The sequence below is a fragment of the Nonomuraea sp. NPDC026600 genome (genome assembly GCF_040638335.1).
Taxonomy (GTDB): Bacteria; Actinomycetota; Actinomycetes; order Streptosporangiales; family Streptosporangiaceae; genus Nonomuraea.
In genome coordinates this window covers 53,740-78,845 of sequence record NZ_JBEZYD010000036.1, presented here as the reverse complement: position 1 = coordinate 78,845, position 25,106 = coordinate 53,740, and the positions used below count along the sequence as shown (strand labels likewise).

The 25,106-nt window shown below is 67.8% G+C and carries 20 protein-coding genes; 10 read left to right on the top strand and 10 right to left on the bottom strand.

Translation table 11 applies throughout. The features are described from left to right. Positions 1-28: 28 nt before the first annotated feature. Complete coding sequence (locus AB0F17_RS50730; RefSeq protein WP_358039330.1) at positions 29-181, bottom strand: hypothetical protein; 153 nt, start codon at positions 179-181, stop codon at positions 29-31. Between AB0F17_RS50730 and AB0F17_RS50725 the strand changes: the two genes are divergently transcribed. The 3 genes from AB0F17_RS50725 to AB0F17_RS50715 are packed head-to-tail and all read left to right on the top strand — an operon-like array spanning position 168 to position 4,683. Continuing rightward, complete coding sequence (locus AB0F17_RS50725; RefSeq protein WP_358039327.1) at positions 168-3,365, top strand: NACHT domain-containing protein; 3,198 nt, start codon at positions 168-170, stop codon at positions 3,363-3,365. The two genes, AB0F17_RS50730 and AB0F17_RS50725, sit on opposite strands and share 14 nt — an antisense overlap. A gap of 29 nt (positions 3,366-3,394) precedes the next feature. Next, the gene (locus AB0F17_RS50720) at positions 3,395-3,727 is read left to right on the top strand and encodes a helix-turn-helix transcriptional regulator (protein WP_358039324.1); all 333 of its coding nucleotides are present in this window, start codon (positions 3,395-3,397) and stop codon (positions 3,725-3,727) included. Then, positions 3,724-4,683: a hypothetical protein gene (locus AB0F17_RS50715; RefSeq protein ID WP_358039321.1), complete on the top strand. Its 960-nt coding sequence runs from the start codon at positions 3,724-3,726 to the stop codon at positions 4,681-4,683. Before AB0F17_RS50720 ends, AB0F17_RS50715 begins: the two co-directional genes overlap by 4 nt. Here the strand turns inward: AB0F17_RS50715 and AB0F17_RS50710 are convergent. From AB0F17_RS50710 to AB0F17_RS50685, 6 genes are all read right to left on the bottom strand, one after another. Then, on the bottom strand, positions 4,670-5,218 hold the full coding sequence (locus AB0F17_RS50710) for a hypothetical protein (protein WP_358039318.1): 549 nt from the start codon (positions 5,216-5,218) through the stop codon (positions 4,670-4,672). The genes AB0F17_RS50715 and AB0F17_RS50710 overlap by 14 nt on opposite strands. A gap of 41 nt (positions 5,219-5,259) precedes the next feature. Further along, positions 5,260-7,989, bottom strand: a complete 2,730-nt coding sequence (locus tag AB0F17_RS50705; RefSeq protein WP_358039315.1) for an alpha-mannosidase — start codon at positions 7,987-7,989, stop codon at positions 5,260-5,262. A 15-nt stretch (positions 7,990-8,004) separates the two neighbouring features. Beyond that, positions 8,005-8,862: a carbohydrate ABC transporter permease gene (locus tag AB0F17_RS50700; RefSeq protein ID WP_358039312.1), complete on the bottom strand. Its 858-nt coding sequence runs from the start codon at positions 8,860-8,862 to the stop codon at positions 8,005-8,007. Next, positions 8,859-9,797: a sugar ABC transporter permease gene (locus tag AB0F17_RS50695; RefSeq protein WP_358039309.1), complete on the bottom strand. Its 939-nt coding sequence runs from the start codon at positions 9,795-9,797 to the stop codon at positions 8,859-8,861. Before AB0F17_RS50695 ends, AB0F17_RS50700 begins: the two co-directional genes overlap by 4 nt. Positions 9,798-9,804: 7 nt before the next feature. After that, the gene (locus AB0F17_RS50690) at positions 9,805-11,136 is read right to left on the bottom strand and encodes a hypothetical protein (protein WP_358039308.1); all 1,332 of its coding nucleotides are present in this window, start codon (positions 11,134-11,136) and stop codon (positions 9,805-9,807) included. A gap of 140 nt (positions 11,137-11,276) precedes the next feature. Next, entirely contained in the window at positions 11,277-12,518 is a 1,242-nt protein-coding gene (locus AB0F17_RS50685; RefSeq protein WP_358039305.1) for an ROK family transcriptional regulator, read from the bottom strand. A gap of 185 nt (positions 12,519-12,703) precedes the next feature. Between AB0F17_RS50685 and AB0F17_RS50680 the strand changes: the two genes are divergently transcribed. Further along, positions 12,704-13,606 (top strand): hypothetical protein, encoded by a 903-nt coding sequence (locus AB0F17_RS50680; protein ID WP_358039302.1) that lies wholly within the window; start codon positions 12,704-12,706, stop codon positions 13,604-13,606. Positions 13,607-13,782: 176 nt separating this feature from the next. Here the strand turns inward: AB0F17_RS50680 and AB0F17_RS50675 are convergent, their stop codons facing one another. Then, entirely contained in the window at positions 13,783-15,057 is a 1,275-nt protein-coding gene (locus AB0F17_RS50675; protein ID WP_358039299.1) for a serine hydrolase, read from the bottom strand. A gap of 2 nt (positions 15,058-15,059) precedes the next feature. Then, positions 15,060-15,464 carry a RidA family protein gene (locus AB0F17_RS50670; RefSeq protein ID WP_358039296.1) on the bottom strand — a complete coding sequence of 135 codons (405 nt, stop codon included), beginning with the start codon at positions 15,462-15,464 and terminating at the stop codon, positions 15,060-15,062. A gap of 179 nt (positions 15,465-15,643) precedes the next feature. Between AB0F17_RS50670 and AB0F17_RS50665 the strand changes: the two genes are divergently transcribed. The 3 genes from AB0F17_RS50665 (at position 15,644) to AB0F17_RS50655 (ending at position 17,726) form a co-directional block, all read left to right on the top strand. After that, on the top strand, positions 15,644-16,024 hold the full coding sequence (locus AB0F17_RS50665) for a helix-turn-helix domain-containing protein (protein WP_358039293.1): 381 nt from the start codon (positions 15,644-15,646) through the stop codon (positions 16,022-16,024). Positions 16,025-16,085: 61 nt separating this feature from the next. Beyond that, a complete protein-coding gene (locus AB0F17_RS50660; protein WP_358039290.1) occupies positions 16,086-16,238 on the top strand; it encodes a hypothetical protein in 153 nt (50 codons plus the stop codon). A 39-nt stretch (positions 16,239-16,277) separates the two neighbouring features. After that, a complete protein-coding gene (locus tag AB0F17_RS50655; protein WP_358039287.1) occupies positions 16,278-17,726 on the top strand; it encodes an ankyrin repeat domain-containing protein in 1,449 nt (482 codons plus the stop codon). Here the strand turns inward: AB0F17_RS50655 and AB0F17_RS50650 are convergent. Then, the gene (locus AB0F17_RS50650; RefSeq protein ID WP_358039284.1) at positions 17,718-17,882 is read right to left on the bottom strand and encodes a hypothetical protein; all 165 of its coding nucleotides are present in this window, start codon (positions 17,880-17,882) and stop codon (positions 17,718-17,720) included. The genes AB0F17_RS50655 and AB0F17_RS50650 overlap by 9 nt on opposite strands. A gap of 64 nt (positions 17,883-17,946) precedes the next feature. Between AB0F17_RS50650 and AB0F17_RS50645 the strand changes: the two genes are divergently transcribed. The 3 genes from AB0F17_RS50645 to AB0F17_RS50635 all read left to right on the top strand — a co-directional run bounded on the left by AB0F17_RS50645 (position 17,947) and on the right by AB0F17_RS50635 (position 25,091). Further along, entirely contained in the window at positions 17,947-19,158 is a 1,212-nt protein-coding gene (locus tag AB0F17_RS50645; RefSeq protein WP_358039281.1) for a hypothetical protein, read from the top strand. Positions 19,159-19,516: 358 nt separating this feature from the next. Beyond that, positions 19,517-23,791 carry a DUF4132 domain-containing protein gene (locus AB0F17_RS50640; protein ID WP_358039278.1) on the top strand — a complete coding sequence of 1,425 codons (4,275 nt, stop codon included), beginning with the start codon at positions 19,517-19,519 and terminating at the stop codon, positions 23,789-23,791. 214 nt (positions 23,792-24,005) lie between these two features. Further along, the gene (locus AB0F17_RS50635; protein ID WP_358039275.1) at positions 24,006-25,091 is read left to right on the top strand and encodes an RICIN domain-containing protein; all 1,086 of its coding nucleotides are present in this window, start codon (positions 24,006-24,008) and stop codon (positions 25,089-25,091) included. The last annotated feature ends 15 nt before the right edge of the window (positions 25,092-25,106 follow it).

Sequence of the window (25,106 nt, the reverse complement as noted above, 5' to 3'; positions counted from 1 at the left end):
TTGCGGGTCCTGCCCCGATATGTCCGGCCTAACCTCGCTCCTGGGTGTTGAACCCGGCGTGCCGCAACCACGATGCTGAGCGCATGCGCGCCAGGGGCAGGGGTCGTCGGAAGGTGCCACCGGTCACGATCGCGGCGGCGAGCGTCGCGATCAGCCTGGTGGGGAACATGGCGACCAGCACCGTCGAAGTGGACGCGTGGTGGTGGAGCCCGCTCAACTGGCTGCTGACCGGCCTGTTCGGCCTGGTCATCGTGCTACCCGCGCTGCGCGAGCGGGACACCGGCCAAGTCGCACAGCTGGAGCCCGCGCTCACGGCCCTCCGGACCATGGTGAAGGACCAGTGGCACAACGAGGCGGTTCGGGTGCTGGCGCTGGAGACGGACCCGATGCCCGTCCGGTGGAACATGATCGACGAGCCGCGCTTCCTCGACGGTCCTGATGGCGTCGCCGTCGGCGGAGAGGTGACCTGGTCGGGATCGAGCGACCAGATCGAAGGTCTGGCCGGCCGCTTCCGGGGATCAGGCCGCCGCCTGGTGGTGCTGGGCGGCGCGGGAGCGGGCAAGACGACGCTGGCGATCCAGCTCGTCCGCGAACTGGTACGGGACTCCGGCGCCCAGGAGCCGGTGCCGGTGCTGCTGTCGATGAACAGCTGGGACGTCAAGGAGTTCGCGCACTTCGACGACTGGCTGGCCGATCGGATGGAGCAGGGCTATCCGGCGCTGCGCGCGTTCGGCACCGACACGGTGCGCCTGCTCTTCCGCGACGGCAAGATCGTGCCGGTCCTGGACGGGCTCGACGAGATGCCCACCGCCTCGTTGCCGGCGGTGCTGACCGAGCTCAACCAGGCACTGCCCGCGGAGACGCGGCTCGTCATCACCAGCCGCACCGCCGAGTACGCCGATGCGGCGCAGGCGCTGGACCGCGCGGCCGTGGTCAAGGCCGAGCCCCTGTCGGCCGCGGCCGCCGCCGGCTATCTCAACAAGATCCTCGCCCGGACCGTGCCTCATCCTGGCTGGCAGCGCCTTCTCGACCGGCTGCGGGACGGGCAGGTGACGCCGCTGTCGGAGACGGTCTCCAGCCCTCTGGGATTGTGGCTGCTGCGTACCGTCTACGCCGCCACCCCGGCCACCGACCCGTCCCCGCTGCTGAATCCCGCCCGCTTCGCCACCGCGGCCGCGCTGCGCGCCCACTTGTTCGACCGGCTCATCCCCGCCCTCATCGAGGCTCGGCCGCCCGCGCAGGGGTCCGACGCCGACCTGTTCCGGCCGCACCGCCTCTACCAGCCCGAACAGGTCACCCAATGGCTCAGCCACCTGGCCGGGCTGCTCGATCGCACCCCCGTCGAGACCGACAGCGTGCAGGTGGGCGGCAAGAGCATAGGAGTCAGAGACTTCGCCTGGTGGCGGCTCGCGGCCACGACCCTCCGCCGGCCGCCCCCCGGCCCCGGGGTCATGCTCGCGCTGCTGCTGGTGAGCGGGGCGTGGGGCCTGATCCTGGCGACGGTCCTGCTCAAGGACTTCAGCTGGTGGTTCGTCGTCGGCGGCATGGGGATCGTGATCGCCTACCGGGAGGGGGCCAGCCACAGCGACCACGGGACGTGGGCGTACGACCAGCCGGGTTACGTCGACCTCCGTCTCAGACGGCGAACCTTCTCGCTGCTCAGCCGGCTGCTGTCAACGCTCTCCCTCACGCTCGGAATAGTGATCTGGACGGCGCTGGTACTCGCCGCCGGGTATGCGGTGTTCGACCTCATCACCGGCAAGCCACTCACGGACGCGCTGACCGCCACGGTCGTCGTGGTGCTGCTGTTCGGACCCGCGTTCCTGCTCACCTCTCTGACAGACGCCGTGGTGCGGTGGGCCGAGGCGCCGGCCGTGGACGGACGGGCCAGCACGCCGCTCACGAGCTGGCGTGCGGACCGGAGGCTCAACCTCGTGCGGCTGCTCGTCGGGGGGTTCCTCGGCGCGCTCATCGGCGCGGTCGCGATCGGGGCGGCGGGCGCGTCCCCGAGCGAGGTGGCGGTGGGAATCCTGGTCCTGGCCACGGCCGGAGCGGCGTACGGAGCCGTGTCGGGCAAGCAGCACGCGTGGCCGGTCTACGTTCTGGCCACCTTTAGCCTGGCACGCGGGCGTCGGCTGCCACGCCGGCTGATGGCGTTCCTGGACGACGCCCACCGCCTCGGGCTGCTGCGCGCGGTCGGCCCGCTCTACCAGTTCCGGCACGCCGAGTTCCACGACCACCTCGCCACCCGCCACACGCGCCTCGCCGCCCGCCACGCACCCTCGCCCACCGGCGCGGCCCAGCCCGTCATCGGCGCCCGCATCCCGGCGGCCCAGCCTGTCATCGGCGCCCGCCTCCCCGTGCCCCGCCGCATGGACCTGGAGCTCAGCCCAGTGCTCTTGCGAACGATCGAGACCGCCCGAATGGTCTCGGGCGTCACGTTCGGTCCGGACGGCGCCGGCCTGGCGTGGACCGGGAAAGGTAAGACCACGCTGGCGGACCTGACCGGCCGGCCCCAGCGCGTCTTCCGCCACGGCAGCGGTCTGACCGCCGCCCTCGGCCGCCTGTCCAGCATGGGCTGGACGGCCGCGATCAGCCCCGACGGCCGGCGGCTCGCCATCACCGGAGAACGCCTCGACCTCAGGACCAGGGATCTCACCGCCGGGAAGATCTGGATCGTCGACGCCTCCACCGGCGCCGAACTCCTGGAGATCACCCACGACGGCGGCGTGCGGGCGGTGGCCTTCAGCCCTGACGGCGCCAACATAGCGTCGAGCGGCAACGGAAGCACCACCCGGATCTGGGACGCGGCGAACGGCGCCGAACTCCTGCGCATCGCCCACCCGGCCGCCCCGACCGGCATCGCGTTCAGCCCCGACGGGACCTGCCTGGCCACCGCCACCTCCGGCGGATGGTCACAGGACCGGCGCTGGGAGGCCGAGATCTGGGACGCCCGGACCGGCGTGGCGCTCCAGAGGCTGTACGAACCGGTCCCCGGCCCTCCGTGGGTCTTCGGGGCGCGTGACGTCGCGTTCAGCACCGACGGCGCCCGACTGGCCACCGCGGGCCACCACGTCACCTACATCTGGGACGCCGGCTCCGGCGCCGCCCTCGTGACGGTGCCCGAGAAATCCGGACACGTCGCGCTCAGCCCTGACGGCACCCTGCTCGCCACCGCCGGTCCCGGACCCGACGTCGTGCTCTGGGACGTAGGCGCCGGCCCAGAAGCCCGCGAGATCCTACGGACAGCGCACGGCCGGCGGGCCACCACCGCGGCCTTCAGCCCCGACGGATCCCTGCTCGCGACGGCCGGCGAGGACAAGACCGTCCGGTTATGGGAGCTGTGGCCACTCGAGAGCCTCTGATATAAAGATGATCAGTATATATTGATCACATGAGGCAAATGCAGGAGCCCAGCTTCCTGATCCTGACCGCGCTCGCCGCCGGTCCACAGCATGGGTACGGCGTCATCACCGACGTGGAGCGCATCTCCGACGGTCAGGTCCGCCTGCGCGCCGGCACCCTGTACGCCGCTTTCGACCGCCTCCAGGCGGAAGGACTCATCGCCGAGGACCGGGAGGAGATCGTGGACGGCAGGATCCGGCGCTACTACCGGCTGACCGGCGACGGCATGGCCAGGCTGGCGGCGGAGGCCGAGCGGATGCGCCGACATGCGCGAGCGGCCACCGTACGCCTGCGTGCCGCCGGCTCGGGAGGCACGGCATGAGCCCGCTGGAAGCCCGTTATCGCCGCCTCCTGACCTGCTACCCACGCGACCACCGAGCGCGGCACGAGGAGGAGATGATCAGCGTGCTGCTGGCCGGGGCACGGCCTGGCCAAACCCGCCCGGATCCGTCCGACACGGCCGATCTGCTGTGGGGCGCGCTGCGCGTACACGGGCGGCGGGCCTTCGGCCTGGTCTCCGCGCCCGCCTGGCGGGCCGGTCTGGCCCTCGCCCTGGCGCTGTGGCCGTTCCTGATACTGGCCAGCGCGCTGTCGACCGAGTTCGTGCTGGCCGCCGAGTCCCTGCGCAATCGCGGCCTCGCGGGCGTGCTGCAACGGCCGACTTGGATCCCGTTCGTAGCCGAGACGGTCGTCGTCGCGGCCCTGCCCGTGCTGGCCGTGCTCCTCGGCCGTCGTTGGATCGCCATGGCAGGCGCAGTCGCGTTCTCGCTCTATCTCTATAAGGCCGGTCACCCGTACTTGCTGGAGCAGGACGTGCTGATGTTCCCGAACCCCGGCCCCGTCCTGCTGGCCGAGGTGTCCGCGGTCGTCATCGCCTTCTTCCCCACGGCGCACCGTGCGATCACGCTCATCCCCTGGCGCGCCTTCCTACTGTGGGGACCGCTCGCGCTGGTAGGACTGACCGCTGGCCAGGCCATAGTGCTCTGGGTGAATGTGATGGTCTACCACGACATCGTGACCTGGAAACCCGTGCCATGGCTCGTCGTGGTGGCATTGGCGGCCGGATACGCGTGCCGATCGGCCGTGGGGCGACGGGCGGCGCTGCTGCTGTTCCTGCCCGCAGCGGCCCTCGGCAACCTCGGAGACGTGCCGTTCTCATCCGCCCCCACAGCCCTCGCCCAGATCGGCTGCGCGGCCCTTACCTTCGCCGCCGCGGCGGCCTTGACCTGGCGCCGGAGCGGTCCAGCGGCTTCGGCGGTTGACGTCAGCTCCCCTTAGGGGCATCCACCATCCTTGCGACATGAGTGCAGTCGACATCTCCTGAATTTCCTGCTTCGCAGGCAAAACCCCAATCTCTTACTATTTCGCCAATGACGCCGGTCAGCAGCCAAAGGAAAAACAGCCCCGACAGGGTGAACGCCGTTGTCAGCATGCCGGGCGTCCCGTCCGTGGCGCCCCGCATCTGCGCGAAGAACACCATGACTCCCATGATCGAGAGCAACAGGCCACCCGAAAAACCGGCGACCCAATATTTCTTCGCCGCAAGACGCGAAAGCTTGGAAGGGGTACGCCGCTTCTTCACCGTGACCAGTACGCCACAACGGCCGCACTGTGACACACCCTGATGCGTGAATTCAGGATCCTGCGCCAGCGGTGCGAGGAGCATCGGCAGCGCGGTAGGCGTTTCGACGGCATCCGGGCCATGGCCGCCCCGGTACACATACCTTGAGTAGCCGAGCTGCCCCCACATCGGTACTGGCTTCAGGGGAGAGTTCGCCTTGCGTGCCACCGGACGCGCCATGTCACCCGCCAACCACGAGCTCCTAGTCACGCCCACTCTAGAGCGCGGCAGCGTTATCGGACCACGATCGTTCGGATCTCCCACGGGCCGAGGGCGAGTTCGAGTACGTCCGCGACCGGTGTCGCCGACAGCGGCCGGCCGAGCAGGTCGACCGTGGTGGCTTCGGTGAAGGCGCCGGTCACATAGGCGGTCGATCCCGTGTCGCTCATCGCGGCCAGCCGCACCTCGATGCCGGGACCGCGATCGTCGTCGGCGACGCGACGGATGCTCGAGACGAGGACGTCCGCACCGTCGACCCGCACGCCGATCGCGTCGGGCGGCAGTTGGCCTTCGGCGGGCGCGGTCCCGCGAGTGACCAGCACGTCGTTGCGGAAGTCCTCGGCGAGGGCGACCGCGTTCGCGCCCTGCCAGCCGGTCGCCGAGGGTACGACGGCCAGACGGTTCCCGATGCGTACGCCGAGATCCTGGGCGCCCGGTGCGGGGATCTCGGTCGCCGCGGGCTCGTCACGGAGTGGATGGATGTTGACGCTGATCGAGCCGATCGCGCGCAGCAGGGTGATGGCGAGTTCGGCGCCGTCGTCGACGAGTTCGTACTCGGTGGCGTGGTCGAGCAGGACGTTGGCGGCGCCGGCCGACACGAACGAGCTCGCGGGGAAGGTCGGGATCGGGTATTCACCCCAGCCGCCCTCGGCGGTGAGCCCACGCTCGGTGACGGCGAACTGCCCGGCGGAGGCGGACCCGGCCACCGGCTCGGGCAGCGGCACGTGGAAGCGGAGCCGGTGGTCGGCGGACTGGTTCAGGAACGACGTGGAGACGCGCACGAACGGCTCACCCGCACGCACCTCCACGAGCGTCTCCACCGGGGTCGGCACGGTCTGGCCGCTGCGCAGGTCGCGGTCGGAGGAGAGCGCGGCAGGCCATGCGTAGACGCGGGTGACACGCACCCTCGAACGCAGCGGGCCGTTCTCGAGGAGTTCGATGGCCACCTCCGCCGGCTCCGACGCGAGCACGTCCTGGGCCGGTGGGGCGTAGTTGTAGCTGTCGCCGCGGTCACCGCCGTCGACGAGGCGGCCGACTCCGCACAGCACGGTGCCGTCGGTCCCGGTCACGTCCAGGGTTCCGTCGGCGGCGATCACGACCTCGACCAGCCCGTTCGAAAGCGTGCGGGCCGTCGCCGTCGCGGGTGCGAACGTCGCCGGCCGCACGGCGGCCCGGTCGCTCGGTTCGACCCGGAAACTCGCCAGCCCGGAGGCGGGCACGTTCACGGGCACGAGCGCGGTCGCCCGAGCCTCCGCCAGCGTCAGCACCGTCCACTCCCCCGGATGCGCGGCGGCCGCGGCGGCGACCTCCCGGCGCAGGATCAGCAGGTCGAACGGGCCGCTGGCGGGCACCTCGGCGAGGTGGAAGACGAGTGACCCCGGGGTGAGTTCGTAGTGGTCGATCAGGCGGCCGAAGAGCTCGCGGCGGTGGATGCGGCGCAGCACTCGTTCGAGCTGCGCGGCGTCCATGCGCTCGTCGCTGAGCACGGTCGGGGCCGCCGAGGTCAGTTGCACGGGATGCGCCGAGCCGTCGGCGGCGGTCGCGACCAGGACGGTTCCCTGGGGCGGGGCCACGACATCCACCTCGACCAATGCCGTACGCGGAAACGGCAGCGGGTTGGCGGCCAGGTAGCCGTCGCTCGGCACCAGGGCGGCGGGCTCGGCGAGGGCCGCGTCCCGGACCGCCCGCGCGATGTGCGTGGCTTCGGCGAGGCGCGCTTCGACCTGATCGGAGGTCTCGTCAGTGCCGGAGCCGACGACCGAGTCGTGCGCGCTCGACTCGATGATCTTGTGCCACGCGAGCGAGAGGAACGGCGAGTCGTCGCGCTGGGACCACAGGGCGTTCACCCGCTCGGCGTGGTCGATGGTGCGCTCGGCGACGGACATCCGCTGCTTGAGCCCGAGCCGCACGGAGAGCACGCCCGGGAGGATGTTGCCGCGCACGTGGCTGCGCAGCTCACCGGTGACCACGGCGGCGACCTCGTCGCGCACGTGCTCGCGGATGTACTCCTCGAGCGTCGCGATGGTGATGGCGCGCTCGTCGCTGGACGCGCGCCGCAGCCAGGCCGCGAGGCGCGGGTCGGGCGGGTTGTGGTCGGTGCCGGCCATCGCGAGCACCGGGTCGTCGCCCCACCGCTCGGCCGTCATCTGCGCGTACTCGCCGAGCGCGCGCCCGATCTGGTCGGGCACCAGCAGGACGTCGAGGCCGTTGTCGTAGCCGTCGAAGAGGAATTCGGTACGCACTTCGGAGCCGTCAGGAGCGCGCCAGCGGAAGGCGTGGCCGTCGACGGAGCCGGGAACACCGCGCCACAGCGCCGCGTGCTCGATCCCGGCGCGAGCCAGGATCTGGGGCATCTGCGCGACGTGGCCGAACATGTCCGGCAGGTAGCCGATGGGCATCGAGCCGCCGAGCTCCGCCGCGGCCGCCCATCCCATCCGCAGGTTGCGCACGATGGTCTCGCCGGAGCAGAGGAACTCGTCGAGCAGGATGAGCCACGGCCCGATGGCGAGCTGACCACGGGCGACCAGGGCCATGACGCGATAGCGGTTCTCCGGTCGCATCTCCAGGTAGTCCTCGATCGCGGCCATCTGCCCGTCGACGGTGAACCGGAAGTCCACGTCCGCCTCGGCCGTCTCCAGCACGGTGTCGAGGGCGGCGACAAGGCGGTGCCGGAACACCTGGAAAGGCTCGTACCATTCCCGGTCCCAATGGAAATGGGGCACGAAGACGGCGGAGTTCTGCATAGGAAGAGAGACCTTCTACTTGAGGGAGCCGGAGGCGAGCCCGGTGCGCCAGAACCGCTGGAGGAGGATGAACAGGATGATCACCGGCACGATCGAGACCAGCGAGCCGGTGATCACGGATCCCTGAAGGAGCGAGACCCGGGCGGTCTGACCGTTCCACTGGTAGAGGCCGAGCGTGATCGGAAAGAGCGACTCCTTCTGCAGCATCACCATCGGCAGGAAGAAGTTATTCCAGATGCCGACGAACTGGAACAGGAAAATGGTCACCAGCGACGGCGTCATCAGCCTGAACGCCACCGAGAAGAACGTGCGGAACTCTCCCGCACCGTCCAGGCGCGCCGACTCGATGATCTCCTCGGGGACGGCGGCGGCGGTGAAGACGCGGGCGAGGTAGACGCCGAACGGGCTGACGATGCTGGGCAGGAACACCGCGAGGTAGGTGTTGACGAGCCCGGTCGCCGAGAACAGCAGGAACAGCGGGAGCGCGAGCGCCGTGGTGGGAACGAGGACACCGCCGAGGACGACCGAGAACAGGAACTCCCGGCCCCGGAACTTGAACTTGGCGAGCGCGTAGCCGCACAGCGCGGAGATCAAAGTGCCGACGGCCGCGCCCAGCACCGCGTAGATCACGCTGTTCAGCGCCCACCGCCCGAAGATGCCGTCGCTGCGGCCGAACAGGGTGCCCAGGTTCTCGAACAGGTCGAAGTGCGAGAACGCCAGCCCGAAGGTGGAGGCGAGGTCGCCCTGCGGTTTCGTCGCCGCGACGATCAGAAAGTAGACCGGCAGCAGGAAGTAGATCGCCAGCAGGAACATCAGCGCCATGGCGGCCGTGCGGCTGACGCGGCTTTCGCGGATCAGGCTCTGGTCGCTCACAGTCCGGCCCTCTTCGCGGTCAGTCGCATGAACCCGAAGCTCAAGACGAAGGTGATGACGGCGATGACCACGGAGATCGCCGCTGCCAGTTGGTAGTTGTTTCCGGAGGCCACCGCGTACGCGAGCATGTTCGGGGTGAACGTGCTGGAGATGTTCGAGGAGATCTGGCGCAGCACGGCCGGCTCGGCGTAGAGCTGCAGCGTGCCGATGATCGAGAACACCGTGGTGAGGATGATCGACGGGGCGATGATCGGGACTTTGATCCGCCACGCGATCGCCCAGTTGCTCGCACCGTCGAGCTTGGCGGCTTCGTAGAGCTCCTGCGGGATCGCCTGCAGCGCCGAGAACATGATCAGCATGTTGTAGCCGGTCCAGAGCCAGGTGGAGACGTTCGCCGCCGACCACAGCACTGCTCCCGGGCCGAGGAAGTCAGGCTGGAGGCCGAGGCCTTTCAGCAGGTCGACCAGGGGGCTGAGCTGCGGCGAGTAGAGGAACGACCACATGATCGCGGCGATGACGCCGGGCACGGCGTACGGCATGAACGCCGCGACGCGGAAGAACGCCTTGAGCTTCAGCAGGGGCGTGTCGAGCAGCAGCGCCATGATCAACGCGACGAACAGCATGACCGGCACCTGCACGACGCCGAACAGCGCGATGCGCCCGATGCTGGCCCAGAACTCGGTGTTCTGGAACACCTGCCCGTACTGCTCGAAACCGCCGAAGGTCGTGTACGACGTGCCGTACTGGCCGCCGGTACGGCGCACGACGAGGAAGCTCTGCCAGATCGCGTACGCGATCGGCACCAGGTAGAACAGCACGAACGGGAGGAAGAACGGGGCCAGGAACGCGACGATGGTGCCCGCCCGGGGGCCGCCGCCGTTGGGACGACGACGGCTCCCGGCCCGTGTCACTGCGCGGGTTGCGATGTCAGTCATGCCGCGGTCAGTTGCCCGCCACCGCGGGGATCGCTTGATCCTTCATCGACTTCAGCGCGGCCGCCTGGGCGGCCGTGATCGCGTCGGTGAGCGTGCCGCTGCCGCCTGCCGCCTTGGCCATCGCGTCCTGAAGCGCCAGGTTCACCGTCTTCTGGGTGGGGCCCCAGGTGAAGCTGGTGTCGATGTTCTTGGACGAGTCGGCGAAGACGTCGAAGATCTTCTCGTTGTTGTAGTACGGGACGCCCTGCGAGAGTGCGGGCAGCTCCGAACCGGCGGTGGCCGCCGGGTAGAGGCCGCCCAGCTTGTTCTCCAGTGCGAGGGCTTCCGGGTCGGTGTTCAGCCAGGAGTTGAACATGACCGACTCGTACAGGTGCGTGTTGCCCTTCATGAACGCGACGGTGGATCCGCCCCAGTCGCCGGATGCGGCGCTCGAACCCCACGTCGGCATCGGGACGATCGACCACTTGCCGGCCTGGTCGGGCAGGTTGTCGCGGAACATGCTGTAGCCCCAGGCGGCGCCGACGTAGCTGGCGATCTGGTTCTGCTGGTAAGCGGCGTACATCGGGGTCGAGCCGTGGGCGAGGTCGGTGCGAACGAGCTTGGCGTCGATCAGCTTCTGCCAGTACGCGGCGACCTGCTTGCTCTGGTCGGACTCCACGGTGACGTGCCACTTGTCGCCGGAGTAGCCGTACATCTCGGCGTTGTTCTGCCAGAGGAGTCCGTTGAACCACTCGGCGTTGTTCGGGTCGAAGAACGTGATGCTGAGCTTGGGGTCCGCGTCGTGCAGCTTCTTCGCATCCGCCGCGTACTCGTCCCAGGTCTTCGGGATCGCGAGGCCGTGCTTCTTGAAGAGGTCGCTGCGCACGTAGAGGGCCATCGGGCCGGTGTCCTGCGGGAAGGCGAACACGCCGGTGCCGCCGAAGCTGGACTGCGACCAGGTCCACGGCACGAACTTCGACTTGGCCGCGGTGGCCGCCGAGCAGGCCGAGGCGTCCACGAAGGCGTCCTGGGTGCGCATGTTGGGGAGCTCGTCGTAACCGACCTGAGCGAGCTCCGGCGCCTTGCCCGCCTTGAGGGCGTTGCCGATGGTGCCGTACTGGTCGTTGGAGATGTTCTTCATCTGAACCTGGATGTTCGGGTTCTTCGTGTTCCACAGGGCGACGACCTGGTCCATGCCCGGAACGGTGTTCCAGTACTGGAGGGTGACTTTGCCCTTCGCGGGCTCGCAGGAGGCCGCGGACGTGCCACCCGACGGAGCGGGCGACGAGCACGCGGCGAGTACGGCGGCTGCGGCGACGACGGCGCCCGCGAGGCGGATGCGCGTGACTGTGTTGCTCATATTTTCTTTCCAGAGAACGACTGGCGACGGCGCTGGACGGGCCGGCGATGGTGTCGGTTCGAGCACCGAGCGCCATGGCGGGTTAGCAAATCATATTTTCAAATTGCTCGTCAACACGTTGTGAGGCCAAAGGGGCGCGGTCACTCCGCCGTGAGCAGCAGGGCCGACGGCCGGGGCGAGAAGGTGTTGTCGAGCACGAGAGTCGCGGCTCCGACGGCGGCGACATCGACGGGGATCGCGGACTGGGCGAACCGGATGGGGTGCGGCGGGACGAGTGCGGGATCATCGCGCACCGCGTCCGGCAGCGCGTCGAGGATCACCGGGGAGATGCGCGCCCAGAACGGCCCGCCGAAGATGACCTCGTCGATGTCGAGCAGGTTCACGATCACGACGATCGCGCGCGCCAGGGAACGCGCGACGTCGATCAGAATCGCCCTCGCCTCGGGCCTCCCGGCCGCGGCGAGGGCCGCCAGCCTGCTGAACGCCGCGTCCACATCGACCGTGTCGTCGAGGTCGCCGGCCTCGGCCGCCGAGAGCACGCCGTCGAGCACCGCGCGTTCGACGAGCGCGCGCGGAACGGTGATGTACCCGACGCAGCCGCGTCGCCCGCACGCGCACACCGGACCGTCGGGATCGACGGTGATGTGACCGGCATCGCCCGCATTGGAGCTGACGCCACGAACGACCTCACCCGCTACCGACAGGCCGGTGCCGAGACCGGTGCCGTAGTACATGAACGCGAAGTCGCGGCTGCTGCCCGGGACCGCGAACCACAGCTCGGCGACGACCGCGGCCGTCGCGTCCTTCTCCAGCAGCACGGGCAGCCCGGTCGCCTCGGCGAGCGAGCGCCGCAGGGCCACCCGATACCAGTTGGGCATCATCGGCGGGTTCAGGAGCACACCTTCGTCGACGTTCACCGGGCCGGGCGACGCGATGCCGATCCCGAGAATCCGCGACCTGTCGACGGCGGAACCCACGATGAGCGCTTCGATCGCGTTCGCCATCTCGTCGATGACCGCGCTCGGGTCGCCCGCGGTCGGTGTGCCGGTGCGCGAGTGGTCCCGAACCGTGCCGGACAGGTCGACGAGCACGTACGTCACCGCTGCGGGATCGATGTGCACCCCGATCGCGAAACCACCGCTCGGGTTCAGCTTGACGACCGCCGGCGGCTTGCCGGGGCCGCTCGTACGCGTGCCGTGCTCGTCGACGAGACCGGCATCGAGAAGACGCCGGCAGACCTTCGTCACCGTCATCCCGCTCAGGCCGGTCAGGGCGGCGAGCTCGGACCGGGTGATCCCCTCGGGGCGCCGGCGAATGGCGTCGAGAACGACCGTCTGGTTGTACTCACCGACGGCGGGAAGGTTCGTTCCCGTGCGATCCAAGGCTGACCTCCCCACGCGCTGTGGCCCGTCGAAAGCCTAGCGGTGCCCTGTTTGGGCTGAGTCCGTCCCGATGACGACGGGCATCGGGGTGGTCGGCCCGCCCTGCCCCAGCAATGACGGCGGCGTTCTTGTCGAATCCGATTGCATATGAGCAAAGCGGCACTCAATATGGACCCGGAATCCCGATGAGAGCCGGTGCCGAGTTGGCAAACCATTCGAAATACCCACGAATCCGACATCCGATTAAGCAGCGGCGTTGGTGGAATCGGCCTGCCGCAAAATGGGCCGGAACTGCCATTGCCACCCCGGTGCTTGTCGGCGTGCTGATCTGGGCGATACAACAGCCGTTCACCCCGTCAGCCCGCCCAAGTGCCACGCCGGAGTCTCGTACGCCCTCGCCGACCCCGACACGCCCCGCGGGGCCGCCGGTGTCCGTCGATCTCGTCCAGGTGGAACATTCGGACCTGCACAACAACTGGATCTTTCCCCAGGCGGTGACCCTCTCAGACGATCAGCTTGCCCAGCTCAATGCCCTGCCGGAATATTCAGGTGCCCAACATCGATGGTTTCGGCAACAAGGTGGAGTCGACCCGAGCAGCACCAACCTCAAGATCGTCGTTCACGGCAACGTGGATCGGCCCGTGCGCATCGTCGGCATGAAGGCGGTCCCGCGCTGCGGTCCGCCGCTCACCGGCACATTGTTCGAGAGCCCGAGCGCGGGTAATGAGGAAAGCGTAAAAATCGGCCTTGACCTCGACAAACCAGACCCCCGAGGCAAGACGCTGATCAACGACTTGGAGTGGGGTGGAGATTACTTCCAGCAGAAGACGATCTCCCTCAAGCGCGATGAAGAGATCACTTTTCAGGTGATCGCGAAAACACAGAAGCACTACTGTGAGTTCTCGATCGCGCTCGATGTTCTCAGCAACGGCAAACTGATCGGTCAGAGCATCGACGATCACGGCAAGCCGTTCAAAGTCAGCGCCAGAAACAGCGACTATTCCTCGTACCAGAAGATGTACATCGGCGGAGTAGCCAACCCCGACGACGGCAAGTGGCGCAGCGTGGATCCGCAGACCTACCAGTAGGTTGAATGCGACGTCACGTCGGGCCATTGAGCGCCTCGGCGCGCGCTTCGAGGGCGTGTTGCGCAGTTGGGCGCCCGGCGAAACGGGGATGTTGCGAGATTCGGCCATGTTCTCCGTGATCGCTGCTGAGTGGCCGGTCGTCAAGTCGGCGCTGCGTGCTACGGGGGGCGCCGAGATCAGGGTCCGGTCATGGAGGGCAGCAGGTAGTCGCGGATGAACGCCCTTGAGTCGATCTCCTTGTTGCTGGTGTTCTCGCTGGTGTTCTCGCTGGTCACGAGCACGATGTCCGCGCTGGGGATCACGTAGACGAACTGCCCGCCGTATCCCCAGGCGAAGTACATCGAGCGTCCGGAGATGGTGTCCATCCACCAACCCTCGGAATAGGCCAAGTCGTCGACCTGTGAGGTCCGGGCCTGCGCCGCCCGCACCGCACTATGGGGCACGAGCGACTGGCCACCCCACTTGCCGTCGTGCAGGTAGAGCAGGCCGAACTTGGCCAGCTCCCGTGGCGTCAGGTAGACGTTGTACCCGCCGGAGAAGATGCCTCGCGGGTCACGGCCCCAATGCTCGGCCGTGATGCCCATCGGTCCGAACAGGTACTGGTGAGCGAACTGGCAGGTGCTCATGCGAGTGGCCTTCTGCAGCACGGCCGAGACCACGTGCGTATTGCCGGTGCTGTAGTTGAACGCCGTGCCGGGGACGGACACGAGCGAACGGCCGAGAATCGCCTTGACCCAGTCCGACGCCTTCTCGACCTGGCTTTCGGTCGAATCCTCCGTCCAGTCGAGACCCGATGTCATGGTCAACATGTGGCGGATGGTGATCTTTTTCTTGTCCGGCGACGCATTGCCGAAGTACTCCGGCAGATAGTCGGCCACCGGGTCGTCCAGGCTTCCGATGTAGCCCTTCGCCACAGCGATGTGGACCAGCGCCTGCAGAATACTCTTCGACGCCGAGTGGACGTTATTGCTCCGCTGCGCGTCACTACCGTGGTAGTACCGCTCGGCCACGAGACGGTCGTGCCGGATGACCAGCGCGCTGAACAACGACGCGTTGTTCCCGAGCTTGGTCAGCCCCGTACGCAACATGGTGGAATCCAACCCCTGCTCCTCCGGCGGGGTCGGCGACAAGGCCGCACCGCCGCCCCGGGGATCCGGGTACGTCGGATTGCTCTCATAGAACGTCCGGCCGTTACCTGCGATCCGGTCGCAATCGACGGTCGCCGTCCTGGCCGCCGACTTCGGCGATGCCGCCTCGGTGCACCCGGCCACCGCCAGGAGCGACAGCATCGGCACCACCCAAGTGATCCACCGTAATCTTTGCTTTCGCAATCTCATGACCGACTTCATTTTCCTGGGGCCTTCCCTGCGAAGAGATGCGACTTCCCGCAGGGCAAGCCCGCCGCCATGGTGGCGATGACCCGGAGAGATCACCTCCACCACGCCGACCATCTCTAATCGATGATTGCGGTGACTTCAGCCTCAATGAGAATGTCGGGATCAAAGAGGATGTCGACCCCGATCAGCGCCGCCGGCGGCGTAGCGATATCGAACTCGCGGGCCGCCTGTTCAATGCCCGCGTTGAAGGCGTCGTACATTTCTCTCTTCCAGCCTGCGGCGTACCACGTGAAGCGGACGACGTCGTGGAACGTCGCCCCTGCCGCGTCGAGCGCCTTGGCGATGTTGCGGTAGACCTGGGCAACCTGTCCGGCGAGGTCGCCCGGTGCCACAAGCTCGCCGTTCTCTTCCCAGGCGACCTGTCCCGCAATATGAACCTGCCTGCTCCCCGTCGCCACCGCGACGTGATGATAGATCGGGACCTGGACATGCCTATCAGGGTTGATCAGCGAAACAGCCACGAGATCTCCTACTCAGTCTTTCATCTGGTCGGGTGAGCGCGCAGGCGACTGAGCGCCGTCATGGGCCACTTCAGCGCTCAGCGGCCAAGAGCTATCTGACTCTCTTGCAGTTACTCAGGAACCATAGGAGAGTGTTCGCTGACGTGGAAGAACGCACTTTTCAGTGACTGGGGAACCTGATGGTGACCAAGCAGCTCAGAGGCTCGTCCGACGAAGCGGACCTGAGGCGCGCGGACTCCTTGGCGCGGGAGATCTTCTCGGATGTCGCCAACAAGTGGGCGTTGCTGATCATCGAGGTCCTCGGTGAGCGCACCCTGCGCTTCAGCGAGCTGCGGGACGAGGTCGAGGGCATCAGCCACAAGATGCTCACCCAGAACCTGCGTATGCTGGAGCGCAACGGCCTGGCCGAGCGAAAGGTGTACCCCACCGTGCCGCCGCGGGTCGAGTACACCCTCACCGAGCCGGGCCAAGCCCTGCGAGCAACGGTCGATCTGATCTGCGGCTGGACCCACCAGTACTTCGGTCACATCGAGGGTGCCCGCCGCCGCTTCGACACCTGACGGCTTGGAGCACGTACGGCTGCCACACTGACATTCAGCCGCCGATTCATGGCATCGGTTGATGTGCGCCTTGCTGCCGGATCGAGCCGATCTGGCCGACCCGGCGTTGAACATCTCAGGTGTGCCCGCGCACACGCTCTACTACAAGGACAACTACCCACGCCTCCGGTGGGCTGACGGCGCATGCGAGCTCGATGTCGTCGCCTGCGGCTGAGGCCGTGGGCGTCGTAGGCATAGGCTACGGTCCGGTGTCATGTCTGGAACAGACGATGCTCTCTTCGACGCGGTCAACCCTGCGCACGGCGCTCAGCCCCTCAAGCAGATCGCGAGGATCCGCACCCTGCTGGCCGAAGGCGCCCATGTGTCAGCGCGTGATGAGCAGGGCGCCACCCCGTTGCACCGGGCGGTCCAGGCCCCTTACAACGACAGGGACCCGCTGCCCGCGCTGGAGGTGGTGCGTGCTCTGCTGGAGTCGGGTGCGGATGTGCACGCCCGCGACCGGAACGGCGTCACGCCCGCCGGCCGGGCCGTCCTGCTCAATGACACCGCGCCGGAGGCCGCCGTCGACCGGTCGGTGGCGATGCTGGAGCTCCTGGTCGAGCACGGCGCCCGGCTGGACGGACCCTGCGGGGACGTCATGGGCGGTTCGTACGCGCACCACAGCACCACCGCTGCCCCGGTCTACGCGTTCCTGCTCGACCACGGCGCGCCGACAGCGGTCACCGACGAACTCGGCAACACACCCCTGCACGCCACCGTGAGCTCGGCCCGGCCCCAACTGGTGGAACTCCTGCTCCGGCACGGCGCCGACACCGCTGCCGTCAACCAACTCGGACAGACACCGCTGGGCATCGCACTGCGCCTGGACCAGTACAACGACCATCAACGACACGCCCGGTCGCAGATCGTGCCCATGCTGGAAGCGGCAGGGGCACCCGCACACGTCCGCTACCCCCTCACCGAGGGCGGACCCCTGCCCATCGACATGGACGCCGTACGCCAAGCCGCGACGGAACTACGCGCCGAGGGCGAAGACAGCCCCAGCCTGCAACGGTTCGTGGAGCAGACGTACGACAGTTACCAGCACTTCACCACAGAGCTGAACCGCAGCTGTGGCCCCACCCATTGGCCGTGGATGCTGGAGCTGTGCCGCAGAGCCCTCGGCGACACCGCCACGACCTGGACCCTGGTGGGCGAGCAGGAACTGCGTGCGCCCTTCTTCCACCACGGAGATCTCGTGGTCAAGGGAAACCTTCAGGTGATGCGCTCCTTCGTGGTCACCGGCTCTGTGAGTGTCGAGGGCTGCCTGGCGGACTCGCGCCCCGCCTCGTGCGTTGCCGTCGGCGACCTGGACGCCCACGCGGTGTACACCGACGGGGAGATGTATGTCCGCGGCGAACTTGAAGCGGACATCGTCTATGGCTACTACAACGACCACACCCTGACGGCGGACTGGATCACGGGGCGCCTGGTCATCCAGGACGAGCACTATGTGGACGCCATCGTGCAAGCGGAGCACCACTTCGACATAGGCGAGTACGACCAGGGAGACAACAAGGACGTCCAGGAGATCCTGCGCGCCATCCTGGTGGACGAGGTGTTCATCAAGGACGACGATGACGAAGAACGGCTGAACCAGGGTGCACTCTTCTCCCGCCTATGGGAAGGAAAAGCCGTCTTCCGCCCCACTGAGTCAACCTGACCTGGCCCAAAGGATCTCCAGGATGTCGCCGTCGGCCGAGTAGTACAGCATGCTGCCATCGGCACTATCTCGGCTGCCGTCGCCACCGGCCGCGTGCAGCATCTTGAGCGCCACCCGGAGCTTGTGGCGGCCGGCGTCCAGAGCAAACTCCTGCAAGTCTGGCGCGAGCGACCAGGTCGTTCTCGTCGCGTGATCCGAAGCCGATCATTACTATCCTGGCATGCCGCTGGATCAGGACATTCAAGCCGTCATCAACCAGGCCGGACATCTCAAGAGCCAAGGACGTATCGACGAATATCGCGAGCTACTCTGTGCTGCCGCTGATGACGGTCACGCGGCAGCCGCTGCTCAATTGGGATGGCTGCACTGCTTCATCCCCGAGTGGAACAGCGCCGATCTCTTTGACGGCCCCCGCTCGGGATGGCGATCACCGGCCGAGTCCTGGCTCCGGCGTGCGTGGGAACTGGACCCCGACGATCGCGGCACAGCTAGGCTGCTGGCCGCGCTGTTGCTGTGGCAGGTGCGCGAGATGCGGGCCCACGACCCGTATGACGGTGACTGGATCGACGAGGTCGATGACGAAGAGGAAGAACCCGAGGAGATCTGGGAGACGGCGATCCAAGCCCGGCACGACGAGGCCGTGCGACTGCTGGAGCATGTGTTGCGGACCGATCCGGCGGACGCGTCGGCTGCGGTCGGCCTGTTGGCGGTCCGGGAAGCTGACTGGACATGCCACCTCATCGAGCACTCGATCTACCAGCCTCCGCTGCCGGCCTCCGATTCCGAAGGACGCCGACTGCTGGAGGAGATGGTCGCCGCAGCGCGGCAGGCAGTCTCGATCGATCCGGCCGATTCCCTAGCCGTGGGGTTGCTCGCCACCGCGTTGCGATGGCAGGAGGACCCGCAGGCCATGGAGTGGTCGAGGCGGTTTCAGGCATTACGCACCGAGATCCGCTGGGACGGAGAACCACCTGCGGAAAGGGGTCACGATCGGGCCGCCCACGGCCGGTTCAGCTGGTACCTGCTGGAGATCGAATACGAGTCCGATCCCCTGCATGGGGACGTCGTAACGGACACGGTGGTCACCGGCGATCTCGATGTCCTGCGCTGGGTCTGTGATCGTCATCTCGCTGCTCGTCTCAAAGCAGTCCTCCAGGATGGTGATGGGGACTGCGGATCAGTCGAATTGGCGCTGTTCGAGCGAGGCGAGCTAGTGGCCAACATTGATCTCACACCGCACCTGCAGATCGGGGATGACGGATCGCCGCACATCGATTGGACGGCCGACTCGCTCCCGTCTTTGACACTGACGGGCGAACCACTGCCGCCCGGGCACCCGGTCACCGAGGCGCCACGGATGGCAGTCACCCACTACGGCCACACCGATGGAACGTCCCCCGGGCGGCATTTCGGCGCCATCATAACCGCGTGAGGCCTCGTCTAGGCGTGCATGATCGATGGTCATGGCATGCCACCGGTCTCCAGCCCTTAACCCGTCCCTTCCGACTGCGTTCGGGCCCGAGTCTGCGCCAGGCGGTAGGAGTCGGTGCTCTGGGTTCCCGAGCGCCTGTCCAGGTCATCCAGCTCCAGGACCAGGGCGTTCTCTGTGTAGAGCGCGTTGGCCGCCGGTTGCGCAAACCGGACATTGCCCGGCGGGGTCTCTGGTCTTGAGAACATACTCATTTGTGAGAATCACCGTGCGCCACGGAGCCGGCACTAGTTGACCTCCGAGTTGACGCGGCATCGGGCGTCCCAGTTGATTGTCGGTGAATGCTGCCATAGTCGACGGCATGACAACTCCACTCGCGTGGGTGCCCGCGATTCACGGCCATGAGTTGGCATTGGACGGGACGGACCTGAGATGCCGGAAGACCAATGGCCAGGTCTTGAAATCCGTCCCCAGTGCCGTACGGAGAAGTCCGGTCGGTGAGCAGTTCGCGGCGCTGCAGGAGCAGCTGGCTCGGCACGAGAAGGAGTGCCGGGCCACCGTGGAGTCGTGGTTGGTGAGCGGGATACCGGTCCCCGCCGGGCTCCTCGCGCGGGTGTGGCCGGATCCCAGCTGGCGGACCAGCTTGCAGCAGCTGGTGGTGTATGTCGATGAGCGGGTCGGGCTGTTGGAGGAGGTGTCCGAGGACGGGCGGGTGCGCATACAGGAGGCGGACGGCGTGCTGTACGAGCCGCCGATCGGGTCGCTCGTGACGCTGGTACACCCCGTCCTGCTGGACGATCTCGGGCCGTGGCGGCGGCTTCTGGAGGAGCATGGGGCCACCCAGGGGGTCGAGCAATTGAGCCGTTGGGTTCATCGTCGGCGGGAGGAAAGTGATCCCGAGGCCACCGGTATCGACGCGTACGGAGACGGGCACACCGACGCCCGGCCGCGCGCCGTTGCCAACGGCTTTGAGGTGCGGGGCGGATTCAGCGCGTACGCCGCGGCGGCGGCCACCGATGTGTCGTCGGCGCTGACGGCGGGGCTGGCGCCGGCCGGGACGCCGGGTGGGGAGGAGATCACCGCCCGCCGCTACAGCCATCCGTTGCTGGGCGCACGGCCCATGGTCCGGCTGACGGGGTGGACCATGGCGCCCGTCCAGGACCGGCTCCTGGCCGACGCCGGGTATACCGGGCCGGACGCCGGGGATCCGGTGGCGGCCGGGCACCGCCCCGACCCGCTCCGCTATCCGGCTTGGGCGATGGTCCATGACCTCGCACACACCGGGGTCGCGCTGTCCGCGGGCGTCGAGATGGCGCGGGCCGGACGGCTGGTCGGCCCCCGGCCGGGTCCGGCGCTGGAGGAGTTCCAGCGGATCGCGGCGACGCTCCCCGATGACCACCTGCCGGTGTTCTGGGAAGAGGTCGGCCGGATGTTCGTCGCTGCCGGGCGGGACAAACAGGGCGCGATGCTGTTCGGCAGGGCGCGGGCCGCCGACCGGCACGCCACCAAGGGCATCGATCCGGCCCGGCGGCGCGCGGTGTTCCTGGAGTTCGCGCTGGCCGGAGCCTTGTCGGCCAAGGACATCAAGGCGTACGTCGGCGAGCTGTCCCAGGGGACCGACCTCGTGGCGGCGTACAGCGAGCTGCGGGAGCTGGCCGTACGGCGGACGACGGGCGGGCTCGCGCCATGGCCCGAGATGCTCAAGCAGATCGGCGAGCTCGCCACGGCCGCGGGGCTGGACGTCGTCACCGAGCACCGGCTGCTGCTGGAGAGCCTCGTGGACACGCCGGCTCTGTGGCGGTCGGCGGACGGTTTCTGGACGACGCAGCGCAAGCTGCTGGTGCCCGCGGTCGCCGCTTCCGTAGCGCTGAAGAAACGGCTGCTGTGGCGGCTGACCGAGGTGCCGCCCTCAGCGATGGACACCTGGTGGTGCGGCCTGCTCGAAGAGACCGGGGCGCTTGACGAGCTCACCGGTGATGCGGGGAAGTGGCTGTCCGCGATGCTCGGCCGGTACAGCGGGGTCTCCTCCCCTCCGGTTCCCGAGGAGTTGCTACGGCTGCTGCCCCTGCTGGCGGACCGTATCCGGGCAGCGGGGACGCCGGTACGGTTCGGCACCGGCGCGCCCGAGGATTACTGCCGCATCGACGCCATCGCGCTGGTCCGCTGCCTGGACACGGGAATCCCGGTGGCGGACCCCGGACTGAAGGCGTCGCTGAGGAACTGGCAGGGGTCTGCTCATGTCGATCCGCAGGCGCTGATCGATGACGAACGGTTCGGGCCGGTGCTGGTCCGGTCCGTGCCTCATGAAGGGGACGAGTTCCGCAGGCTGTGGGGGGAGAAAGCCCTCCGGCCCGTCCTGCACGCGATCGTCGACACCGAGGTCCGGGGCGCACGGTCGGGCGGCCTGGCGGACGCGACCCTCGCGCTCCGCTGGATGGAGGACAACATCCGGGCGGACATGCTGAAAGAGACGCTCGACCTGCCTGCCCGGATCGCGGAGCTCGACATGGTGACGCCGCTGACCCGGACGCTGCGCGCGGGCATCCTGGACGAGCTGGGCTGGGCCGCCCTGGACGAGGCCGCCGCTGAACTCAAGGGCCAAAACTTCTGGTGCCGGGCGAGTTGGCCCATCCTGACCGTCCACGACCGCAAGAAGGCCATCGCGATAGGGCCCGGCGGCCGTATCGCGGAGCACCGGCTGCGGGTGCCGAGCGAAGCCGCCCAATTCCACTACACACCCGAGGTCTACTTCTCCGACGGACAGTTCCTCGTCCTGCACTACGTCAACGGCAGGCAGCAGCACTACTGGTCGGACACACCGAACGAGATCTTCAACGTACGGCCTCGGATGTGGGAGTCGCTCTACTACGAACCGGCTCGGCCCGGATACACGTTCATGGCGCCGAGCGGTCGGCGGTTCATGGGCCACCGAGTCCTCGACCCGCGCGAGGAGCGGGTCGGCCCGAACGGCCATATGTTCCACGACGGCCGAGACTTCTGGTGGCACACCAATGACGGTCTGGAATCACAGGTCCACCGCGTCGACCTGGCGACCGGCGAGCTCGCCGAGGACGACCTGCCGGAGTTCTTCGACCTGTCCCTGCTCGGCGAGGACGAGTGTTGGGACTTCGAGTCCTCGTCTCTGGCGCCGCTGCCGTACGGCGTCAAGGGGTCACCGCTGGGCAGCGATGGCACGCATGTGGGCCTGCGGGTCGCCGAGGACAGGGCGACCGGACAGGTCCGCTATCACCGTATCGACGGCGTCCACGGCGTGCTCGACAGGGCTGGAATCACCGCCATCTGGGGTCTGCTCGACGTACCGGGCGCCGAGAAGCGGCTGGTGCTCAGCGGCGGTGTCGGCCGTTACCGCCCGGTGCTCGCCCGCGACGCCGAAACGGGTGAGCTCTACTGGCAGGCCGAACTGAAGAACGACGGCTGGACGGACAACGAGCCCGACCCGGTGGCCGCCGGGACGCGGCTCATACCGCCGCCCGCCTTCTGGCACTTCTTCACGCCGCGCGACCCCGCCGGATCGCGGGCCCTGCGGCAGATCACCGAGGACACCGTGCGGCGTCTGCTGAAGGCCGCGGCCACCTCCAAGGAGGCGCTGCGGACCGCCGTCGGAAAGCTGCTGCCCGAGGTCGGCCATCCGCTGCTCGTACGGGGCATCGTCGGGTGCGTCCAGGAAGCCACCGAGATGATTTCCCGCCGGGATCGGATCCTGGCTCGGCTCCAGCGGCCCCGCCGGGATCGGATCAAGGTGTCGGAGGAGGACCTGGGCGGGGCGCTTCAGGGGCTGGTCAGCCAATACAACAGCGGCTACGGCGGCACTGCGACGCAGATCGAGCTCACCTCGGCATTCTTCGCCGGCACCATCGACGTGGAGAGCGCGATGGAAGGCTGGCGGGACAATGGCAGCACCTTCGACTGGACCGAGCTTCCCGGACGGATCGGAGGCCTCGCGGTCCGTGCGGTCAGCGCCGTCACCAGCACCGCGCACCGCCGGGCGCTGGCTCGGCTACTGAGGTTCTGGGCCCTTTCGCCGCTGGCCGAACCAGGCCTGCGGCGAGGCCTGTTGGACAGCGAGCAGCGGGCCGCGCTGTCCGACGAGAACGGCACACTGATGCCGTTGGACATCACCATGGTTCATGGCGACTGGGGCCGGTCCCATGTGGAGGCCACCTGGAACATCGCGGCGTTTCTGCAACGGGGGACCGTGTCCCGCCCCGCAGGTCTCCTCGACATCCAAGCGGTCCCCGAGGGCTGGGCCACGCCCGAGCGGCTGCACCGGCTGGTGGACGAACTGGAACGCGGCGGACCGGTCCCCTTCGACCCGGCCGCGGCCGCTCAGCTAGCCGAAGCCACCGACCTCGACCGCGCCGCGGCGGCCCTGCTCATGGCGGGTCTGCCGCACATCACGGACGACGGGCACAACTTCCTGCCGCCGGAGATCCGCAAGGCCCTGGGCCTGAAGGTGACGGATGCCCAAACCGCCCGCGACAGGCTCCGTCGCATACCGGAGATCGCCCGTCTGGAGCTTTACGACACCGCCATGCCCGAGGACCCGGCCGAGTTGTGGGACCAGACCGCGATGGCGGAGCGGCTGGCGGCGGCGTGGAAGGGAGTGGGGGCCTGACGCCGGAGGACCGAAAAGCATTTCGGGAAATCCGTTCTCAGTACGTCGGTGCCGCTCTGTAACGTTCATGAGATCTTGCCGAAAACCTTTTCGTCAGTCATGGTGTCCGTTAGGTCGGCCTGCCACTCGTTCCCCACGACACGGAAGACGCGTATCGATGAGACGATTACCCGCTGCCATTGCGCCGCTCACCGCCGTCGTAGTCTTTTTGATCATGACGGTGGCCGCCCTACCAGCCAACGCCGCGACGACATTCACCTCGACAGCCGTCAACCAGAACGGCGGCAACTGTCTGACCCTGCCCAACAGCTCCACCACCAACGGCGTCCAGCTCACGCAGGCGAGCTGTAACGGCGGCGCCAACCAGAACCTCACCTTCACCCCGGTGAGCGGCACCACCGACCAGTACACCGTCGCCACGTCGACCAGCGGCAAGTGCGTGGACGTCTACGGCGCGTCCACCGCCGACAACGCCACGGTCATCCAGTGGACCTGCTCCAACGCCAACAATCAGAAGTTCCGCCTGGTCCCGGTGACGGTCAGCGGGACCGACAAGACCTTCAGGCTCCAGGCGGTGCACTCCAGCAAGTGCGTCGTGCCCACAGGCGGCTCCTCGGCCGGCAACGCCGCCCTCGTGCAGTTGCCCTGCGACGCGGTGTCCTCACGGACCTGGCGGTTGCCGAACTACAGCAGCGGTGGCGGCACCACCACACCCCCGGAAAAGACAGTCCGGGTGTACTGGCTCAAACCGTCCGACGTGGCGTACGACCAGCGGTGGCCGGACGGCATCGCCAACGTCATGCGAGAGGCGCAGCGCTACTACAAGCAGGAGCTGGGCAAGACCTTCACCCTCAACACCACCGTGGTCGAGGTCGTCAACGGCGACCACGTGAAGAGCTGGTACGAGACCACGCCCAACGGGAGCGACCCGTACTGGTGGACCGTGTTCAACATGCAGCAAGAACTGATCAGGAAGCTGAGCCTGAGAGCACCCGACTCACGCTGGATCAACGTGGGTGAGATCAGCGCGGAAGGCTCCGGCGCGGGCGGCGGTGGCGGAGGTGGCTGGGTGATCCTGAACCAGCACGACGCCGACGGCGCCGCGGGCGTGAACGGCCCCATGAACCGCTGGTACGGCGGCATGGTCCACGAGTTGGGCCACGCCTTCGGCCTGCCCGACTCGACTTCCACCGACGGGACGCCGATGTCCGCGTCGTTCTACGACTACCCGAACACGCATTTCAGCCAGAGTCAGAAGAATGGGATCTTGACCGGTCCGTACGGCAGCTTCCTGAGCTGACATCGGACAGACGTA